We start from the raw sequence: 17,176 nt of genomic DNA on the forward strand, positions 1-17,176 counted from the left end.
TCAAATCATCCCGAGCTCGTCTAAACGCTCGATGGTTTCTTGCTGAGTTTGCCTAAAGTGCGATCGTTCCACTTTACCCTCCAGCATGGTGTTGGGGGGATATATGCGCGCTTGGCGATAGCAATCGGCATAGAGCTCCGGTCGCTGTCGGGCCAGCAGATTATTTAAACCCAGTTGGCGGCGAAATCGTCTCGAGGCTGCCAGATCGATGTCTGCAAAGGCGGCCATACTTTCTCCGGCACCAGTCTCGGCCAAAACCAGTCCTCGATAGTCTACGATTTGGGAGCCGCCGTCCGTTGAGGAACTAGGGATATTGGTGTTAGCGATACCTGCGGTATTGGCGGAGATGACATAGGCGGAATTTTCGATCGCGCGGGCGATTTTGGCGATGTCTTTCGGCGATCGCCCCTTGCCGTAAATTTCTGACGTGGGATGCAGAAAAATTTCCGCCCCCCGCAGGGCCAAGCAGCGCGCCACTTCTGGGAACAAAATCTCATCGGAGGCTACGGCAGCAAGATTGCCGATGGCGGTTTTAGCCACCGGAAAAGCACCGTCGAGACCGTAACAGTCGAGATATCGCTCCCAGACATCGTGTGGGGTGGGAGCAAACATGGAATTGAGCCGTCGATAGCGCAGGACGAGCGAGCCTGTCGGGGCGATCGTAAAGCAGCTCTGGAAGTACAGATCTGGAAAATTGGGATCGAGTTCGTAGGCATTTCCAGCTAAAAAGATATTGTGCTTTTGGGCAATCTGTCCCAGCGAGTCGTAGAGCGGATCGTCCATGTCTAAGCAGGCTTTTTCTGCCCAAGCGACTACTGACTCTCCCATCGGGAAACCCGTCAGTACGTATTCGGGCAAGACTACCAGGCGACAGTCGGGGCCAATAAAGGCAAGGCTGGCGGCAATTTGAGACTCTAGGCGATCGAGAGTCTGTTGCATCAGCGATCGCGCTTCAGTGCGATTTCGAGCCCGATTGACGGCCGAGCAGGTCACTTGGAGCGCTAATGCTTTGAATGAATCAATCGCCATCAGTCAACCTCTAGTTTCACTCGATCGTGAGTGGGTGCATCTACTCGGACGTCATTCCGCGACGATCCCGAAGACTGTATCTCGGTAAGCTACTCGCAGGTTAATCAAGCATCGATGGTGGGTGTAACCCAGTTTTAAGCCAAAATCTTCTCGTTTAAGCAGAGACTCGTGGTTTTGAGAATGTGTCTATTAGACCCTCTCACTAGCGCTGTGGTTCGCTGCATTAGCCCCCTAAATCCCCCATTCTGGGGGACTTGAGTACAGTTCCAGTTGAGGGTTGGGAGGCGGAGAAGGCGATGGAGAAAGTTGTAGAACGAAGCCAATAGCCTCTCGGAAGTCCCCCACTGGTGGGGGATTTAGGGGGCCGAGTGCAATGCCTGAAAACTCCAGATCTCAATCTGGATGGGGTTTAACTAATTGACATCTCGAGCGGCTAACATCGCGTTAATGTGGGTAAAGATACGATCTAGCTCCGAGATCGCATCTAGTTCACTAATTTCATCGAGAGTTAACGATTCATTCTTCTTCCTGTCCAGCAGAGTTTCCATGCGAAGTTGAAGCGACTCACTAAACTTAAATAAATAAAAATCTCCGACCTTTTCAAGCTGCATTTCATGAATCAGTGAAGATGGTTGCTTAAGGGTTGCAATCATTTCTACTCCTGTGATACTTCGCCCCAGATACAGTTATCTCGTACATTCATCCCAATTATAACTAGCTAGGCTCTATAGAGATTACAAAGGGGATCGACCTTTATGCCATTGCTTTCGGGGACACCCCATAGGGGCGTTTCAAATACTGCCCGCAGGGCGAACCGATGACTTGTCCTTTGTCGTAAATCAGATTGCCGCGCAAAAATGTACTCTTGACTCGCCCAGTCAATTCCATCCCCTCAAACGGCGAATAGCCCTGCTGGGACTCAGACTCTTCGGCACGAACCACAAAGGATTCGTTCGGATCGAAAAGCACGAAGTCGGCATCGTATCCAATGGCAATATCCCCTTTTTCCAACAATCCAAATCGCTGGGCAGGATTCCAACACAACATCTCGGCCATGCGATTGTAGGACAAGCCGCGCTTGCTACCTTCGCTAAACACGCCAGAGAGTAAGTATTCCGTACCGCCAAAACCAGATTTTGCCAGCCAGATATTGTCGGGGTCTTGCAGACTTGCTTTCTTCTCAGCAGAGCAACAGGCGTGGTCGCTGACGATCCAATCAATTTGGCCGTTCGAGACTGCCTGCCACAAATATTCCACATCAGCTCGGGATCGAATGGGGGGGTTGACCTTAGCCCATTTGCCTGTGGGGGCGTCCACATCTAAGAGCAAATGACCGACTGTCACTTCTCGCTTGAAATTGATCTGAGGAAAGGCCACATCCATCATCAGAGCAGCATCTAATGCTTTACGGGAACTGAGGTGTAGCAGATTGATATTGGCACAATTGGTCTCGTGAGCTAAGTAGGAGGCGATAAATATGGCTAGCCCTTCTGAATGGGGCGGACGGGCAGCACTGTAGGCTCTGAGACCGCTGAGATTGCGATCGCCCTCGACAATTTTGGTATAAGCACTCAAGATTTCAGCGACTTCGCAGTGAAGGCTGAGGCTGATGAAATCATTGGCTTCTGGGTAACGTTCTCTCAGTTTAGTCAGGCCGCGCATAATAAATTCAAAATGAGCAAAATCGTAGCGTTCCTCTGGCTCAATCATGAGGAAAAAGTTTTGCTTGTCTGAGAGACCGTGCAGGCCGTAGCCGCCGTAGAACATAAAAATTTTGAACGACGAGATGCCATGCTCTTCAAAAAGCCACTGCATTTCGTCAATATGCTGGCCACTAATGGGTGCAATATGGTAGCCATAATCGACAAAAAACTTCCCGTCTGACAGTGCCAGTACCTCGGGAAAGAAATCCTGATAAGGTCCGCCTTTATTGAGGTAATACTGACCGGTACGGATATAATTCAAGCTTGTCGTCACCCCCCCCATCGCCGCTGCTCTACTTTCGGTCGCGGCATCTTTGTCGAGAGGTTGATAGATACCGACGTGCATGTGGGAGTCAATCACCCCAGGAAAACCCAGCAGGTTTTGAGCGTCGAACACATCTTTTGCACGATCGCCACAAATATCCCGCTCGATGCAGGCAAATTTGCCATCCTTTATGCCCAAATCTAGCTGTTCGACAGTCGGGTGATTGGGGCGAACCAGGCGCACATTTTTGATAACTTTGTCCAGAACTGTGGCTTCAGACACGATGGACCTCATGTGTGGCTAGAGAGGAAATCGGAGGAGGAAAGCTTGCCTGTTAGTTTTGAGAAATTTTATACAACTTTATGCTAAGAATTGGGTCTATCTTAGGCTTGTAGGGCTTTGTCCCATTCTAACTGATGGGCTAAACCATACTTGATGAAATCTGCTTTTTCAGCTTTGTCGCTTTTGCCAAATACTCCTAAGCTATAGGGATTATCCTGCATGCGTTTTTTGACTAGATCTGTTTCAAATGCGATCGCTTTCTCTCTCGGCATATCGGGTTTAAAGAAGTCTACGATTAAGACAGTTCTATCGCGATCGGTATAATTATGCGGACAGTGTGGATAGCTATGATCTAAAACCATGAACTCGCCTTCATGCCAAAAGAGCTCGTCGTGACAGATCTTCATCGCGACATCTCCCTTTGGCACGATCAATCCTAGATAGCCGCGATTCATATGGGGGTGATTGTTCACATGCAGTTTGATATCTAGCCCCGGATAGTAAGTGCCAAAGTAGACATTCCTGAGGATGTCATCGTCAGTGGAATTTATCGTTGCGATCGCCTCCGACAATTTTGAAAAATATTTCTCCCTTAACTCCAGTGCTCGTTCTGAGGCATGATGTGAATCGTAATTAGGATAATGTATGTGATGTACCCTAATGTATTCTTCAATAAAGATGCCTTGGAACAATATTCCGAAAGCACTATATTTGCCTTTTCCTTTAGTCTTCAGTGTTTTACTTTTCGGCCCCAGTACATTATAGGCGAATGCTAACTCTTCACTAGAGGCATTTTGGTTGAATTGTGTAAACTCATCCCTAATAGTCTGCCACTTTGCTTGGAAGCCCTTGAGAAAGGGAAATTGCTCTGGGTCTAAACGGTATTCGGTGTAACTTCCCATTTGTACTTCTCCTGCATATTCTTAAGGGTCGCCGTATAAAGGGGACGAGATCTTCTCAATTGTAACGCTAAGTACATTTCGCTAAAATAAAGCATTTGGCTGGACTTCCACCTGTTAGCCTTAGCGATTAGGAATGAATATGCTAATGTAGGTAGAAGAGCCTAGTAATGTTGTTGAATCGCTAGAGTTAATCTACCTTTCAACTCGTGACGCGCATGTATCGGAGGATAGCCGTGAAAATCCCCAATTGGAAGGCTAGCGGTCAGCCGCAAGAAAAGGGCCGCAAGCGACATCGTCGCCGCCAACAAAAAGCTAAAGCCTTCAAAGCTCTAGCAGCAAGACTGAAAAGACCTCGGCATTGGGCTGGGGTCTTTCAGTTTGATGGGTTATGACGGTTACAGCGATCGCAAACGTCGCCTTTCCTTCTGGCAGAGAAGATAATGGAGGTAGGAGCTTAGGGCACTCCAATGGTTGCCACAGAATCGCAAGCTAACACCGACACGACCGGCTTAGTCTCCCCCAATCCCTACCGCTGCTCCAATCGCGAAGGGCAATGTACGGTGGTAACGGAGACTAGAGGTCTGTTGACAGGGAGGCGGGTTGTGCGCGGACGAGAATCGGAATGCGAGCAAATCCATTGAGATACGAATCAATGTTCCCATCTTGCTTGACCTGACACCTGTCGAACTGACGTTGCTTGCAACGGCATGGCTAACCAGAAATCAATGGTCCGAGAAAATTGGATCTCGAGATGTGGGTGAAAGCATATTTCTGTCGCTAGCTGCTACCTATTGATAGAATGGAATCTAATGTTTCTGCTCAATGCTTTGTTCTATGCCTGCTGAAACTCTCTCGCGCTACGTTACTCGCAATACTGAGATTTTGAGCGGAGAGCCAATTATTCTGGGCACTCGTACATCTGTTCGTGCTATTGTTGGCTTGTGGCGGCTTGGCATTATGCCAGAAGAAATCTTAAACCATTTGCCTCACCTAAGTCTAGCGCAAGTGTTTGACGCCTTGAGCTTCTATCTAGATTGTCAGGCAGAGATTAATGAATACATTGAGCAAAATCGGGTACCCGACGAACTCGTGCATCCATCTGTGAGAGCCGCATTGGATGCCTCGTGACAACTTTTGCGGCACTTTACACAGATGAGGATATCTCGGCTCTGGTTGCCACGTTGTTGAGATCGCGCGGTTTAGATATTATGACTGTTCCCGAACAAGCAACCCTTGGCAAAACAGATCGCGAGCAACTTGAGTTTGCTACGTCCATTAACCGGTGTATTTTAACCCATAACCGAGTTGATTTTGAGCGGTTGCACCTACAGTATGTGGAAGAAGATAAACAGCACTCTGGAATTATTGTTGTGCCTCAGAAAAGAGCCTATGAAGTTGCCAAACGGGTTGGCATTTTGGTGAATGCACTGACGGCTGAGGAGATCGGGAATCAATTGCTTTATGCCTAAATTTTTTGACGATGTCCATCTACCGCGAACGGGCAAGCACTTCGCATCGCACGATCGCCACCTGCCTCTCTCTAGCCATTCCACCCCGGAACCGCCATCATAAATGCAGTCAAACTTTATCGAGAGTTCCACTCGTGCGCCAACTCAAACCTGCTTTTGGCATCATTGCCCTCTTGCTCGCCTTCACCTTTGGATTCAACCCACCTGCTATGGCTGCCAGCCCCAACAACCAAGCTACCCAGCAAATGATTGTCAAGGCCGATCCCGATCGCGTCTTCTCCGTTGCACAACAAGCCTTTACCGCTTGGCCTCGCGGCGAGTTCGTCGCCGCAGATGCCGAAACCCATGTCGTGAAAGGATTATCTCGCACTAAAGTGTTCAAATTTGTCGATGACATCACCGTGGCGATCGCCCCCACCAGCGACGATCCCCCTCAAACCCAACTGTCGATCCAATCTGTCGGTCGCATGGGCGAATACGACTTTGGCGGCAATCAACGTAATATTAACGAATACGTCGAAACGCTGAAATCCTTTCTCTAAAACACATAGCGATGCGATCGACAGGGGCGTTAGACTCTCGGAAGCACCTATAGAGAATTTGGGCCAGACAGACATGGGAACGAACACTGGACGCTGGATGGCGATCGCCGTTGCTGCCGCCTTACCGGCGAGCATCGTTACAACCCCTGCCCTAGCCCAATTCATCAGTCCCATCCTCAACCCTTTAGTGGGTGCTTGGCTCGAATCAGAAGTCGATAGCGTCGACAATCTCTCCGTCTCCATTAGCGGTCGCGATCGCGACATCCTCGGCGGCACCATCGAACGGGCTGAAGTCTCGGGAGACAACTTAGTCCGGGATGGTTTCCACATCACCACAGTTCAATTAGACGGACGCAACATTCGCCTCAACACCCAAGCTGCTCTACGCGGCGAATCTCTGCGCTTAATCGAACCCCTGCCGGTCGCCGTGCAAATGCGCTGGAGCGAAGCGGATCTCAACCAGTCTTTGCAGGCCCCATTGATTCAATCGCAGCTAGAAGCAGCTCGAGTCAAACTTCCCTTTGGCGACGAGCAATCGGTGGCTTTTCTCATCCGCGATCCGCAAGTCACGCTGCAAAATGGAGCGCTTCAGCTCGACGCCACCCTCGACATGCCTGGTGGCGACGCCGTACCGATCTCAATTGCGACTCAACTGCAAGCCCAAAACAGCAACCAACTGCTGCTAGTCAATCCCGTTTGGCTCAGTGGCGAAACTGCCATCCCGATTGAAGGGCTCGATCGCATGCTTCTCGACCTCGGCGAAGATGTCAGCGTGACTCGCCTTCAACTATTAGCGGGCGAACTACTGTATGACGGCACCGTCACCATTCAGCCTTGAGTATATTCAGTCAACTCAGCCGTTCGTGCAAGTCACACTAAACGTCATGGGCAAGCCAATGAATCGATTCTGATAGATTGCAAAAGAGGAAGCACGAGAACGTTTCACCATCTTCTCTAGGCGCTTGAAGGAAAACAAATAAAGACTGTCTCTATCATAAGCTGGCTTGTTTTTACCGCACCACTTATAAAATAGATCGTCATGCCAGTGTAAGAAGAAAACGCTAGTGTGCGATTCGATAGGGAAGTATTTATTTGGAGTTGTAAAAAAGACATTTTTCGATACGCGCATCATTTCATTGAGAAACAATAGTTGCGATCGATCGTCGCCAACATGCTCGATCACTGCATTGCTAAACACCCAATCAAACTCTTTGTCTGCAAAAGGGAACTTTCCACCTGAATATTGAACAAATTTTTTCCCGGGGAATTTACCTTCCATACCGATGAGCTCTCGCACTCCTAGGCCAGTATAGGTTTCTGGCTTGTAACGATAATTCTTGAGAAAGTAGTTTCGAGCAGGTTTTGCCCTGTTTGATTCTGGCGATACTCCTACATCTAAAACAGTCTCGCCTTCCTTGAAAAGAGAATAGAACTGCCGAAGCTTTTGTTCTCTAGAAAATCTCATTAATCGATTCTGTATCTTTTTTAAGATTGACATTCTGGCATCTCTCTATTGGTTGCTGAATTTTCACTGAGTCATTAACTGGCAAAATAGATTCACGCTCGCGAGATTGTAGAGAATCGCTCTTCCAAATCATTTTTCAGAGGTTGCTCTCAGGCTGCCCATTGAAAATGCATGCCAGTAGAGTGACTTCCTTTTCGAAGAATCAATATCTTGCCAACTGTATATAAGTTTTCCAAATTTCAATGTTCCCCCCAAGCCTCCGATCGCGATCTTCCCCAATACCACTCAACATTCAGGTGCGCGACTAAAACCAGGAGAGAGGCGGCTGCCGCCGCGCTATTCTTCAAGGGAGCTTGCAAGTTGCCGTTCTGCCGAGACCCCTATGGCTACCCCCTCTATCGAAGCCCCCAACCTATTAATGTTCGCCGAGACCGCTCGCGTCTTGCAGCAGACCAGCCGCTCGTTAGTAGAACAGGGACGCGAGTCTGTCGATTTGCCGGGGCTGATGACCGAGGCGATCGCCAAGGCCGAGCAGCGGTTAGAAGAATTAGACCTGCCGCGATCGCCCCAACTGCGCCAAACCATTCGCTCGGTCCTGCAGCTTTCTTCCCCCGATGATGTGCTGGCTCTATTGCAGCGGCTGATCGGCATCGCCGGAGGAGATGTTGAAGCTTTTCTAGAACGTTCGGATGCAGGCGTAACGGGGGTCTTACTGCCCCGCGAGCTACTCTACAGCCAAGTGCTAGAGCTATTAGCCCAAAGACTGACAGAGACACAACTCGAAGAAATTGCAGCCGGGGGTAAAGGGGCGATCGCCACTGAAGTGGAGCGTTTGAATGACGAGATTGCCGCAGTGGCCCGCGATCGCCACATCGATATCGAACCCCTCCAGGCAACAGCCCGCAAGCAACTGCGGCCATGCGATACGGCCGAACTGCTGCAACTGTTAGAAACCTTGGTCATAGAGATCGACCGCCAGCAGGAAGCACAAGACTTAGCCCGTGCCGCCGCCCGTGCCAAAGATTCCATTACCCTGGCCGGTCCCCTCCTCTTTACCGAAATCTCCCAATACCTGCTCGGCGCCCCCAACAGCGCCCTCAGCCCCGATCGCCGCTTGGATCTCCAAACCAACCAAGCCAAAGCCCTCGCCAAGCTAGCTGCAATGGAGCGATTGGGTAAAGTTGACAATCCCGAAGCCCAAAAACAGCTCATCCGCGAGCTGATCGCTCGCAGCAGTCCAGAAGAGCTGCTGAATATTTTGGAAACCTGTTTTGTGGCCGACGATTCGGGCGATCGCCCATTAGAGTAATCTTGCAGCGAACTCGGCGGAGTCGGGGGGCGATTAGCCGCAGCCGCGATTGCGTGCCCGCGCTAGGGGCATCTGCAAAAACGGGTGTTATAAATGGCTTAGTTGTGCCCGCATTCAGTCCGATCGAAGGAGAGCTCATGACTCTATCTGCGGAATACAGACGCAGAGAATCAGAAGCCGGCAATGACAGACTGCTGCTTTGGTTGTTGGGCTCCTTGGGCCTTCACCTCCTGCTTTTGCTCTTTTGGCTGCTGCGATTCTGGGCTTGGCCGGTGACTCCGCCAGAGCAAGAAACCATCGAGTTCACGATTGTAGACCCCAGCGATATCTTGCCGCCCGAAGACACCGAGCTGCGCGCCAATAACAATGCCCTCGATGGTGGCGAGGCCCGTCCCGAGCCCCCCTCGGCAGGACGCCCTGCTGCTTCCGCAGCGCCTCCTCCCGCTCCACCTGCCCCCCCTCAAACAGCCCCGCAACCTCCTGCTCAACCCCCACAACCTCCCATCCAGGCCGCCCCCCCGGTTCCAGTCACGCCGCCCGAGCCTCCGGCCCCCGCTCCGCCGGAACCCGAACCCGAGCCGCTGCCGCAAGACACCATTGCTCAAGCTCCCGTGCCTCCGGCCCCCACTCCCCGCCCAACCCCCGTCCCCACTCCCCGTCCAACCCCTGCCCCCACTCCCCGCCCAACCCCCCGCCCAACTGCGCGCCCCACTCCAGCACCGATCTCGACTCCGGCCCCAGCCGCTCCTTCATCCCGTCAATCCAACCTCAATCAAATTGCCGCAGCCCCCTCGCCCCCTACTCCCCCCGCCCCCCAGACGCGACAATCGGCTGCCTCCCAGTTAGGCCCCCCCATTGCCGCCAGCTCTCGCGGCTCAGGAGGATCGGCTGCCTCCGGTCCTCTCAACCCCAGTCAAAGCGCGGCCCGTCCCCCCAGCGTCGCGGCCCGTGCCGAAGTGGATTGGGGGCCTTATTTAGCCCGCCTGCAGCGAGCCATCGAGCGCCACTGGATTCCCGGTCAGTCCAATTCATCCCGTCGCACTGTGGTGCTGTTCACCATTGCCCGCAACGGTCAAATCTCAAATCTGCGCTTGGCTCAGTCTTCTGGCAACCAACAAACAGATTCCGCCGCAATTTCCGCCGTACAATTGGCTGCCCCTCTAGAACCGCTCCCAACCGCTTTTCAGGGAACGAATATCGACATCCACTTTACGTTCGATCTGACGGTGTCGCGAGGGGTGTTTATTAACTAGTCGTTTGAGTTTGTTTCAGGCTTGCGTGGCTTTTTTCTGCCCGCGAGCCCAAATTTGAGTTGTAAGTTAAGACAACTTCCATTGTCTCCACTTTGACGTATCATACTCGCTGGCTCGGTTCCGCCTGGTGCGGCCCCGAGTAGTGGCGTTATTGCCCCAGAACTCAAGCCCCTTCGCTCTCACGATTATATGGTTGACCTCACCCCCACCTCCAGTTTTAGTATCACGCTGCAACTGCACTTACCCAATCGCACTGGCATGTTAGCAAAGGTCGCCCAGGCGATCGCCGAAGAGGGAGGCAATCTCGGTCATATTGAATTGCTCGAACGGACCTTGAGTCACACGGTGCGCGAAGTGTCGGTGGATGCGGTCAGCGAAGCGCATGCCGAGCAGATTGTGCGGGCGGTGAAGGCATTGCCAGATGTTGCGATCGAATTGGTTTGCGATCGCACCTTCAACCTACATCGGGGGGGCAAGATTCACATTCTCAGCAAGATCGAGATTTTATCGGCTTCGGATTTGGCGATGGTGTATACGCCCGGGGTGGGTCGCATTTGCAAGGCGATCGTCCAAGATCCACCCTCGGTTTACGACTTGACGGTGAAGGGGAATGCGGTCGGGATTGTGACGGATGGCAGCGCGGTGTTGGGCTTGGGCAATATTGGCCCCGAAGCGGCCTTGCCGGTGATGGAAGGGAAGGCGATGCTGTTCAAGAAGTTTGCCGATCTCGATGCTTTCCCCATTTGTTTGGATACGCAGGACATCGACGAGATTGTGCGGACAGTCGTGCATCTGTCACCAGTTTTTGGCGGCTTTAATTTGGAAGATATTGCAGCTCCCCGCTGCTTTGAAATTGAGGCGCGGTTGGAGGACAAACTGGAGATGCCCATTTTCCACGACGACCAGCACGGGACGGCGATTGTGGTGTTGGCGGCGCTAATGAATGCATTTAAGGTGGTGCAAAAATCCCTCAGTGAAGTGCGGATTGTCCTGAATGGAGCGGGGGCAGCGGGTGTGGCGATCGTTCAGCTTTTGAAACGGGCGGGGGCAAAGCAGATTGTGGCTTGCGATCGCCAGGGCATTATTGGCAGCCATCGCACGGACCTGACAGCCCAAAAGCGATCGCTGGCGGTAGATATGTCTGGCACGCTCGCCGATGTTATTAAAGGGGCCGATGTGTTTATTGGGGTCAGTACGGGCAAGGCGTTGTCGGTCGAAATGGTTAGCAGTATGGCGGAACGGGCGATCGTGTTTGCTCTGGCCAATCCGATTCCCGAGATCCAGCCGGAACGGGTGCCTGACAATGTGGGGGTGATGGCCACGGGGCGAAGCGATTATGCCAATCAGATCAATAATGTCTTGGCCTTTCCGGGGGTGTTTCGCGGGGCGTTAGATTGTCGTGCGACGGGGATCGATGCGGAGATGATTTTGGCGGCATCGGAGGCGATCGCCAGTTTAGTGTCCAAAACTGATTTAGACCCCATCCACATTATTCCGTCGGTATTTGACGATCGCGTTGCGCCTGCGGTGGCGGCGGCCGTGAAACAGGCAGCTCGCGAAGCTGGGATTGCGCGCTGCTAGCAGTTCAAACTGCAATTTCTTGCAGCATGGCGACAAGACGCGCTCCGGCATCTTCACCAGAGATAAAAGCTCCTTCGACCGTCGGTCCCGCACACCAATCCCCCGCACAGACCAGAGGCCAACGGCGATTGCTTCCCTCTGCCGCCACTCTCGTGGCTAAGCTGGCCAACCCCACCGTTTCCACGGGAAGCGAGTAGCGCCAGCGATGCACCTGCATCCATTGGGGGGAAGTCAGCCAAGGTTCGAGGCGATCGCCTGCCCGCTCCAGCAAATACCGTCCGGCAGACTGCAACCCTCCCTCATCCGCATCCCAATATTCCTGTGCAAACTCGGCGGTGGAATGAATTGCGATTGTGGGCTGCGGCGGCTCGATTCGCTTGCTACTGTCGATCGCCAGCCATGTCACCCGCTCGTCATCCACCCACTTCACCCCCTGCCAGTCGGGTAAGACAACTTCGGGGTCGTAGCCGGCGATTGCTGCAATGCAGGGCATATATTCGGCGGATTGCAGGGGAGCGTAGAGGGGAGAGCTGTCATCTAACCAGTCGGCCAATAAAGCCAAAATTTGAGGGGCGGGCATCGCGATCGCCACACTGGCAGCTCGATAAACGCGATCGTCTGTTGCGATCGCCTGCCAGCCTTCGGAGGTGACCCGTAACGATTGGATTCGCGTTTCCCGCTGCACGGTCACCGACTCGCACAGGTTTTTTGCGATTGCCGTCATGCCCATCGGACAGCAATAGCGAGGGTAGCGATTGTCCAGTTGGGCCGGATGCAATCCTGTTGGCTTGAGTTCGTAAATGTCGCGAGTCCATTCTGCCATCGTGCCCAGCTCGATCTGCTCGCGCACGAATCGCCGAAATCGGTCGTTGCTGGCGGTCATGTATTGGGCTCCGCGATCGATCGTTGCAGTCCCAAATGGAGTCTCCACCCGTCGGGTGTCCATCCTGCCGCCAACGCCGCGAGACTTTTCTAACACCAACACGTTCAACCCCGCCCGAACCAATCTACGGGCGCAAATCAGCCCCGATAGACCGGCTCCAATCGCGATGGTGTCGTACATCTTCTGTCAATCCTCAATCACAAAACAGGCGTCAGTGCGATCGATGGCGCGAGCCAGCGCGATCGCCAAAGCGCATCGGCAATGCTATCTTTCCCGATCGCCTGCGTTCGGCGACAGCGGGCAATAATGCTCCAATAGCGGTCATAGTAATTAAAGAGTGATTTGTCGCTCGTTGCCGATTGAGGGAAGTCAATGCGACTGCTGCAGCTATTACTCGTCAGTGTTGGATTGTTGTGGGTGACTGTCTTCGCAACCCAAAATTCCAGTGTGGTTTCTCTGCGGTTTATGGTCTGGCAATCGGTTCAACTGCCGTTGGGACTGGTGGTTGTGATGGCGGCTTCTGTGGGGCTCTTCACGGCTTGGTTGCTGGCGGTGTTGCTGAAACGGAAATAGGGGTATTGAGGAATGGTTGAGGCGATCGCGCAATGCTGAAAGATCCCGATCGAGCTCGGGAGACGATCCGAGCCCGCGTGTTGGTTTCGGGCCGAGTGCAAAGGGTTTCTTACCGAGCGTATACCCGACGTGCGGCTGTGGCATTAGATTTGCAGGGATGGGTACGCAATCTGGCAGATGGTCGAGTGGAAGCGGTGTTTGAGGGGACTGCGCCAGCGGTGGAAGGGGTCGTGCGGTGGTGTCGCGAAGGAAGTCCGGCGGCGATCGTAGAGGCGGTGGAGGTGATTTACGAGCCTTTGGAACATTTGCAAGGGTTTGAGATTCGGTATTCGTGATATAGCAGTCATAAATCAGTCGTGAACGCTAAGTGGCCTGAAACCCAGTGCTGGCAAGGATTGGGGTTTACAATTCATTTAGGATCGCTATAGATGGGGGTCGCGGTCGTTCACATGGGAAACTGTGGCTTAAAATTCATTTATAAAGCGCGTCCAGTTTGAAACCCGTAGTTTTGAGTTCCTTCCACTAGCGCTGTCAATCGCTGCCTTCGCCCCCTAAATCCCCCAGTCTGAAAACTCTAGGTTTCAACATAGATGAGGCTTATCTAGATTTTAGAGCAAGTTTTGAGCTTGTAAATCTCTGCGATGTAAATCTCTGCGATGTAAATCTCTGCGATGTAAATCTCTACGATGTAAATCTCTACGATCGCCCTCTTGTCAATCAAGCAATAAAATTACCTTTGCTCGATAGATAAACTATTCCATCGTTCGATCGTTCGCCGGAACTTGACAATTAAATTCTTCAGATAATAGTCATTAGTCACGTCAGATTATACAGGAACAGTCTCAACGTAGCCTTGAAGGTTTTCAGGTTCGTACTGGCGGATTAACTGGGTTGCCCGCTCTATAAAAGCACCGTTTCCTTGTGCAATGATGAGATATTTTCCCGCATTTAAGCGGTTTCGATAAGCGATCGCATCGCCACTGCCAACAGTCCAACCCGTTAACGTACCAGAGACAAAGGCTCCAAAAGCACCTGCAGCAGCGCCGAAGAACCCTCCTAAAATATGGTTACCTATATCTCCAAGCCAACCGACGATCTCAATATTCGTCAGGAGATTAAAGAGATAGCCTGCTGCAAACCCGAAAGGAATAACCCAGTATGCAAGTCCATTTGCTTGCTTTTCCGCTTCATCGTTGGGATTAATCAAGCCAAACTCATCTGCAGTCTTATATCCACGACCTAGAATGTCTAGTTGCTCGATCGGCAGTTCTGCTTTTCGTAAAGCAAAATAGGCTTCTTCAGCTCGAACTCGGTTTGTCATCACGGCAACTAGATAATTCATGTTTCTTCCGTTCATAGTTGTACCTAAAATAAAGCTTGATGTTGTGGCGTTCAGGCATTGCTCGATGTCAAAAGACACCTTGCGATCGAGTTATTTCAAGGCCTCCAAATAATGAGAGCATGATTGCAAAGGAAGCGCTGCCGAATCCTGAGCTCCTCAATCAATATATGCACTTAAGAAATTCCGTTGCACTTGCAAAGCACAGTTGCTAGCAAATACCAGCAAGCGTCAACAACTCAGAAATCCCCTTGTCTGCAGAGCGCAAAAGGAGTGTGACAATCGAGGTAGTTACATCGGGGGTGAGCCTAAATCACAAACCATAGCTGAAAGCTACAAACTCAATATAACGCAACATTCCTAAACATATCCCTTTATATAAGGAAATCTAATCGAACTTATAAAACTGATTTATATTTATTCATTTGACGGTAACGGCTTACGACTCCCGGAAGTCACAAAAGTGCTTGCCTGCGGTCACCAACGGGGCCTTCTCTACTGATACTGCGGTGGATTTTTGTAAAGTTGTGTAAACTAGAGGCGTAGATAACTTAAAGTTTTCTGATGTACTTGCATCAAATCGCCACTCTTCTAGAAAGCTCCGATCCCCAGCAGCGGATGAAAGGCATCACTGAGCTGAGACACCATCCTCCAGCGGATGCTGTGCCTTTACTCAAACAGCGGATGTTTGACAAAGAGTTTCTGATTCGCTCGTTTGTGGCGATGGGTCTTGGCTACAAGCAAACTGAAGACGGGTTTGCAGCTCTGTTAGATATTGTCGCTCGCGAGACAGATAGCAATGTGATTGCGGAAGCAGCCAACTCTCTGGCGAAGTATGGCGATCGCGCTTTACCTCATTTAGAAGAGATCTTCGAGCAACATCCCCATTGGTTGGTACGCCAAAGCATTTTCGCTGCTTTGGAGGAATTCACTTGTCCTGCCGTTTTGCTCAAACTCTGTCGAGCTGGATACGAAGGGGACGACCTGGTGGTGAAGCAGGTGGCCCTGACCTGCCTGCAAAATCTGTACGATACCCCCTATCGAGCGGAGGCCCTCGCTATCCTGCTGCAAGCCGCAAATGCTGAGGATGGGGATGTGAGAGCCCAATCTGCTCGTATCCTGCGCTATTTTGACGACCCAGCCGCCAAAGCTGCTTTGGAAAAACTGCGCAAAGATCTCGATTTTCGGGTGATTGGGGCGACCCTAGAAGGTCTAGTATAGTTCGGCATCCGAGTAACGTGAGTTCGACAAGGGATTGGCCCCCATCCCCTAACCCCTTCCCCCCTCGCGAAGCGTGGCGTCAGCCGTAAGTTTGGGGGAAGGGGAATAGAACGGTAGATTGCGGGTTTGAGGCTGTTGCTCCCCTCTCCCAAGCTTGGGAGAGGGGCCGGGGGTGAGGGCAATGCAGAGTCATCGAACTCAGGTCGAGTAGGAGCGAACCCCGCTCGGATGGTTCGCTGAAACATAAGGATTTGAAGCGGCCTCGTGCCCAGTTACTGTCAATATTGCAGGTTTCAAATATATCTCGCCACGGGTCTATCTTCTCTCGCAAAGCGGTTGTACCAGACGGTAAGAGCGATCGCCAATCCGTCGGCAGCATCATCCGGTCTCGGCAAGCGATCTAAGCGCAACTCCCGCGCCACTGCCTCCTGTACCGCCTGCTTTTGAGCATTGCCATATCCCGTCAGCGCCTTCTTCACCTGAGCTGGAGTAAACTCTTGCGGTGGCAGTTGACAGCGGGCCAGAGCCAGCAAAATCACCCCTCGGGCTTGAGCGACCAAAATCGTGTTGCCCATGCGATAGAAAAACAGTTTCTCGAGACCCACCCAATTCGGCTGGTAACAATCGATCAGAGTCGCGAGATCGTCGTACAAGACTTGCAAGCGATCGCCCACCGGAGTCTTGCCGGGAGTCGAAATCACGCCGCACTCCACCATCTCCAGGCGATCGCCCTCCTCCCACGCATCCACAATGCCAAACCCCATCGTCCCCATACCGGGATCGATGCCCAAAATCCGCACCCCATTCAATCGCTCGCCTTCAACCACATCGATCGCCTCAGCCATCCTCAACCACAGATTCCGGCTGCGGCAAAGGTCTGACATACAGCCACCCAGACCACAACGTCAGCACCACCGCCCCCCAAAAACACACCTGACCGACCCACCAACCGGGAAACGCAATCAAAACGGCGATCGCCACAATCTGTAATACGGTCTTCAATTTTCCCCAGAGATTTGCCCCTGTCACCCGTCGTGCCTGACTGCGCCACGTCGAAATGCCCAGTTCCCGCGCCACAATCGCAAACACCCCCCACGCCGGAATCTGCTGCAATTGTACGAGACAGAGCAGAGGGGCCAGCACGAGCAACTTATCCACCAGCGGATCGAGCAGCTTGCCCAAATCGGTCACCAGATCGAGCCGCCGTGCCAAATAGCCATCCAGCCAATCGGTCCCCGCCCCCAGCAGAAAAACCGCCAAACTCAGCCAACGCCCAACTGGAGTATCGAGCGTTAGCCCAATCAAAATGGCGGGCACGGCTAGCAATCGGGACAGCGTAATCCACGTAGGCAGATTCATG

At 52.2% G+C, this 17,176-nt stretch carries 21 protein-coding genes; 12 read left to right on the plus strand and 9 right to left on the minus strand.

Features of this window, described 5'->3' with window-relative positions:
- The 4 genes from SYN7336_RS06720 to SYN7336_RS06735 all read right to left on the minus strand — a co-directional run bounded on the left by SYN7336_RS06720 (window position 1) and on the right by SYN7336_RS06735 (window position 4,181).
- A complete protein-coding gene (locus SYN7336_RS06720; protein WP_017325162.1) occupies window positions 1-1,029 on the minus strand; it encodes a nitrilase-related carbon-nitrogen hydrolase in 1,029 nt (342 codons plus the stop codon).
- Between the two features lie 413 nt (window positions 1,030-1,442).
- Entirely contained in the window at window positions 1,443-1,682 is a 240-nt protein-coding gene (locus SYN7336_RS06725; protein WP_017325163.1) for a hypothetical protein, read from the minus strand.
- Window positions 1,683-1,782: 100 nt separating this feature from the next.
- Window positions 1,783-3,279, minus strand: a complete 1,497-nt coding sequence (locus SYN7336_RS06730) for a dihydroorotase family protein (protein ID WP_017325164.1) — start codon at window positions 3,277-3,279, stop codon at window positions 1,783-1,785.
- A gap of 101 nt (window positions 3,280-3,380) precedes the next feature.
- Window positions 3,381-4,181 (minus strand): aspartyl/asparaginyl beta-hydroxylase domain-containing protein, encoded by an 801-nt coding sequence (locus SYN7336_RS06735; protein ID WP_017325165.1) that lies wholly within the window; start codon window positions 4,179-4,181, stop codon window positions 3,381-3,383.
- Window positions 4,182-4,414: 233 nt separating this feature from the next.
- Between SYN7336_RS06735 and SYN7336_RS30625 the strand changes: the two genes are divergently transcribed.
- From SYN7336_RS30625 to SYN7336_RS06755, 6 genes are all read left to right on the plus strand, one after another.
- Window positions 4,415-4,573 carry a hypothetical protein gene (locus tag SYN7336_RS30625; RefSeq protein ID WP_156820060.1) on the plus strand — a complete coding sequence of 53 codons (159 nt, stop codon included), beginning with the start codon at window positions 4,415-4,417 and terminating at the stop codon, window positions 4,571-4,573.
- Window positions 4,574-4,648: 75 nt separating this feature from the next.
- The gene (locus SYN7336_RS31980; protein ID WP_202951144.1) at window positions 4,649-4,822 is read left to right on the plus strand and encodes a hypothetical protein; all 174 of its coding nucleotides are present in this window, start codon (window positions 4,649-4,651) and stop codon (window positions 4,820-4,822) included.
- 193 nt (window positions 4,823-5,015) lie between these two features.
- Window positions 5,016-5,309, plus strand: a complete 294-nt coding sequence (locus tag SYN7336_RS06740) for a DUF433 domain-containing protein (protein WP_017325166.1) — start codon at window positions 5,016-5,018, stop codon at window positions 5,307-5,309.
- Window positions 5,306-5,650, plus strand: coding sequence for a DUF5615 family PIN-like protein (locus tag SYN7336_RS06745; RefSeq protein ID WP_017325167.1), 345 nt, complete (start codon window positions 5,306-5,308; stop codon window positions 5,648-5,650). Before SYN7336_RS06740 ends, SYN7336_RS06745 begins: the two co-directional genes overlap by 4 nt.
- An 11-nt stretch (window positions 5,651-5,661) precedes the next feature.
- The gene (locus SYN7336_RS06750; protein WP_017325168.1) at window positions 5,662-6,192 is read left to right on the plus strand and encodes a DUF1499 domain-containing protein; all 531 of its coding nucleotides are present in this window, start codon (window positions 5,662-5,664) and stop codon (window positions 6,190-6,192) included.
- 73 nt (window positions 6,193-6,265) lie between these two features.
- Window positions 6,266-7,030 (plus strand): DUF2993 domain-containing protein, encoded by a 765-nt coding sequence (locus SYN7336_RS06755; RefSeq protein ID WP_227498614.1) that lies wholly within the window; start codon window positions 6,266-6,268, stop codon window positions 7,028-7,030.
- A gap of 15 nt (window positions 7,031-7,045) precedes the next feature.
- On the opposite strand, the gene SYN7336_RS06760 is transcribed toward SYN7336_RS06755, so the two are convergent.
- The gene (locus tag SYN7336_RS06760; RefSeq protein WP_038025785.1) at window positions 7,046-7,690 is read right to left on the minus strand and encodes a methyltransferase domain-containing protein; all 645 of its coding nucleotides are present in this window, start codon (window positions 7,688-7,690) and stop codon (window positions 7,046-7,048) included.
- Between the two features lie 349 nt (window positions 7,691-8,039).
- Here SYN7336_RS06760 and SYN7336_RS06765 point away from each other — a divergent pair, with 349 nt between their 5' ends.
- From SYN7336_RS06765 to SYN7336_RS06775, 3 genes are all read left to right on the plus strand, one after another.
- The gene (locus SYN7336_RS06765; RefSeq protein WP_017325171.1) at window positions 8,040-8,966 is read left to right on the plus strand and encodes a hypothetical protein; all 927 of its coding nucleotides are present in this window, start codon (window positions 8,040-8,042) and stop codon (window positions 8,964-8,966) included.
- 137 nt (window positions 8,967-9,103) lie between these two features.
- A complete protein-coding gene (locus SYN7336_RS06770; RefSeq protein WP_038026668.1) occupies window positions 9,104-10,219 on the plus strand; it encodes an energy transducer TonB in 1,116 nt (371 codons plus the stop codon).
- Window positions 10,220-10,408: 189 nt separating this feature from the next.
- Window positions 10,409-11,800: an NAD-dependent malic enzyme gene (locus SYN7336_RS06775; RefSeq protein WP_017325173.1), complete on the plus strand. Its 1,392-nt coding sequence runs from the start codon at window positions 10,409-10,411 to the stop codon at window positions 11,798-11,800.
- A 4-nt stretch (window positions 11,801-11,804) separates the two neighbouring features.
- On the opposite strand, the gene SYN7336_RS06780 is transcribed toward SYN7336_RS06775, so the two are convergent.
- Complete coding sequence (locus SYN7336_RS06780) at window positions 11,805-12,863, minus strand: NAD(P)/FAD-dependent oxidoreductase (RefSeq protein ID WP_017325174.1); 1,059 nt, start codon at window positions 12,861-12,863, stop codon at window positions 11,805-11,807.
- 192 nt (window positions 12,864-13,055) lie between these two features.
- Here SYN7336_RS06780 and SYN7336_RS24810 point away from each other — a divergent pair, with 192 nt between their 5' ends.
- Together SYN7336_RS24810 and SYN7336_RS06790 are read left to right on the plus strand one after the other, a co-directional pair.
- Window positions 13,056-13,256 (plus strand): lipopolysaccharide assembly protein LapA domain-containing protein, encoded by a 201-nt coding sequence (locus tag SYN7336_RS24810; protein ID WP_017325175.1) that lies wholly within the window; start codon window positions 13,056-13,058, stop codon window positions 13,254-13,256.
- A 32-nt stretch (window positions 13,257-13,288) separates the two neighbouring features.
- The gene (locus SYN7336_RS06790; RefSeq protein WP_017325176.1) at window positions 13,289-13,591 is read left to right on the plus strand and encodes an acylphosphatase; all 303 of its coding nucleotides are present in this window, start codon (window positions 13,289-13,291) and stop codon (window positions 13,589-13,591) included.
- Window positions 13,592-14,082: 491 nt separating this feature from the next.
- On the opposite strand, the gene SYN7336_RS06800 is transcribed toward SYN7336_RS06790, so the two are convergent.
- Window positions 14,083-14,598 (minus strand): hypothetical protein, encoded by a 516-nt coding sequence (locus tag SYN7336_RS06800; protein WP_017325178.1) that lies wholly within the window; start codon window positions 14,596-14,598, stop codon window positions 14,083-14,085.
- Window positions 14,599-15,159: 561 nt separating this feature from the next.
- On the opposite strand from SYN7336_RS06800, the gene SYN7336_RS06805 reads away from it, so the two are divergent.
- Window positions 15,160-15,816 (plus strand): HEAT repeat domain-containing protein, encoded by a 657-nt coding sequence (locus SYN7336_RS06805; RefSeq protein ID WP_017325179.1) that lies wholly within the window; start codon window positions 15,160-15,162, stop codon window positions 15,814-15,816.
- Window positions 15,817-16,109: 293 nt separating this feature from the next.
- Here SYN7336_RS06805 and ruvC read toward each other — a convergent pair whose 3' ends face one another.
- Window positions 16,110-16,661: a crossover junction endodeoxyribonuclease RuvC gene (ruvC, locus tag SYN7336_RS24815; protein ID WP_017325180.1), complete on the minus strand. Its 552-nt coding sequence runs from the start codon at window positions 16,659-16,661 to the stop codon at window positions 16,110-16,112.
- Window positions 16,654-17,175: a CDP-diacylglycerol--glycerol-3-phosphate 3-phosphatidyltransferase gene (gene pgsA, locus SYN7336_RS06815; RefSeq protein ID WP_017325181.1), complete on the minus strand. Its 522-nt coding sequence runs from the start codon at window positions 17,173-17,175 to the stop codon at window positions 16,654-16,656. The genes ruvC and pgsA overlap by 8 nt, the downstream gene beginning before the upstream one ends.
- Between the last annotated feature and the right edge of the window lies 1 nt (window position 17,176).

The organism is Synechococcus sp. PCC 7336 (genome assembly GCF_000332275.1).
In the GTDB taxonomy this organism is placed as follows: Bacteria; Cyanobacteriota; Cyanobacteriia; order Thermostichales; family PCC-7336; genus PCC-7336.

Coding starts and splice junctions, on each gene's coding strand:
- SYN7336_RS31980 (WP_202951144.1), top strand. CDS start 4,649: ATGGTTGCCACAGAATCGCAAGCTAACACCGACACGACCGGCTTAGTC.
- SYN7336_RS06750 (WP_017325168.1), top strand. CDS start 5,662: ATGTCCATCTACCGCGAACGGGCAAGCACTTCGCATCGCACGATCGCC.
- pgsA (WP_017325181.1), bottom strand. CDS start 17,175: ATGAATCTGCCTACGTGGATTACGCTGTCCCGATTGCTAGCCGTGCCC.
- SYN7336_RS06740 (WP_017325166.1), top strand. CDS start 5,016: ATGCCTGCTGAAACTCTCTCGCGCTACGTTACTCGCAATACTGAGATT.
- SYN7336_RS24810 (WP_017325175.1), top strand. CDS start 13,056: ATGCGACTGCTGCAGCTATTACTCGTCAGTGTTGGATTGTTGTGGGTG.
- SYN7336_RS06790 (WP_017325176.1), top strand. CDS start 13,289: ATGCTGAAAGATCCCGATCGAGCTCGGGAGACGATCCGAGCCCGCGTG.
- SYN7336_RS06755 (WP_227498614.1), top strand. CDS start 6,266: ATGGGAACGAACACTGGACGCTGGATGGCGATCGCCGTTGCTGCCGCC.
- SYN7336_RS06770 (WP_038026668.1), top strand. CDS start 9,104: ATGACTCTATCTGCGGAATACAGACGCAGAGAATCAGAAGCCGGCAAT.
- ruvC (WP_017325180.1), bottom strand. CDS start 16,661: ATGGCTGAGGCGATCGATGTGGTTGAAGGCGAGCGATTGAATGGGGTG.
- SYN7336_RS06735 (WP_017325165.1), bottom strand. CDS start 4,181: ATGGGAAGTTACACCGAATACCGTTTAGACCCAGAGCAATTTCCCTTT.
- SYN7336_RS06775 (WP_017325173.1), top strand. CDS start 10,409: ATGGTTGACCTCACCCCCACCTCCAGTTTTAGTATCACGCTGCAACTG.
- SYN7336_RS06725 (WP_017325163.1), bottom strand. CDS start 1,682: ATGATTGCAACCCTTAAGCAACCATCTTCACTGATTCATGAAATGCAG.
- SYN7336_RS06765 (WP_017325171.1), top strand. CDS start 8,040: ATGGCTACCCCCTCTATCGAAGCCCCCAACCTATTAATGTTCGCCGAG.
- SYN7336_RS06780 (WP_017325174.1), bottom strand. CDS start 12,863: ATGTACGACACCATCGCGATTGGAGCCGGTCTATCGGGGCTGATTTGC.
- SYN7336_RS06760 (WP_038025785.1), bottom strand. CDS start 7,690: ATGTCAATCTTAAAAAAGATACAGAATCGATTAATGAGATTTTCTAGA.
- SYN7336_RS06800 (WP_017325178.1), bottom strand. CDS start 14,598: ATGAATTATCTAGTTGCCGTGATGACAAACCGAGTTCGAGCTGAAGAA.
- SYN7336_RS06805 (WP_017325179.1), top strand. CDS start 15,160: ATGTACTTGCATCAAATCGCCACTCTTCTAGAAAGCTCCGATCCCCAG.
- SYN7336_RS06720 (WP_017325162.1), bottom strand. CDS start 1,029: ATGGCGATTGATTCATTCAAAGCATTAGCGCTCCAAGTGACCTGCTCG.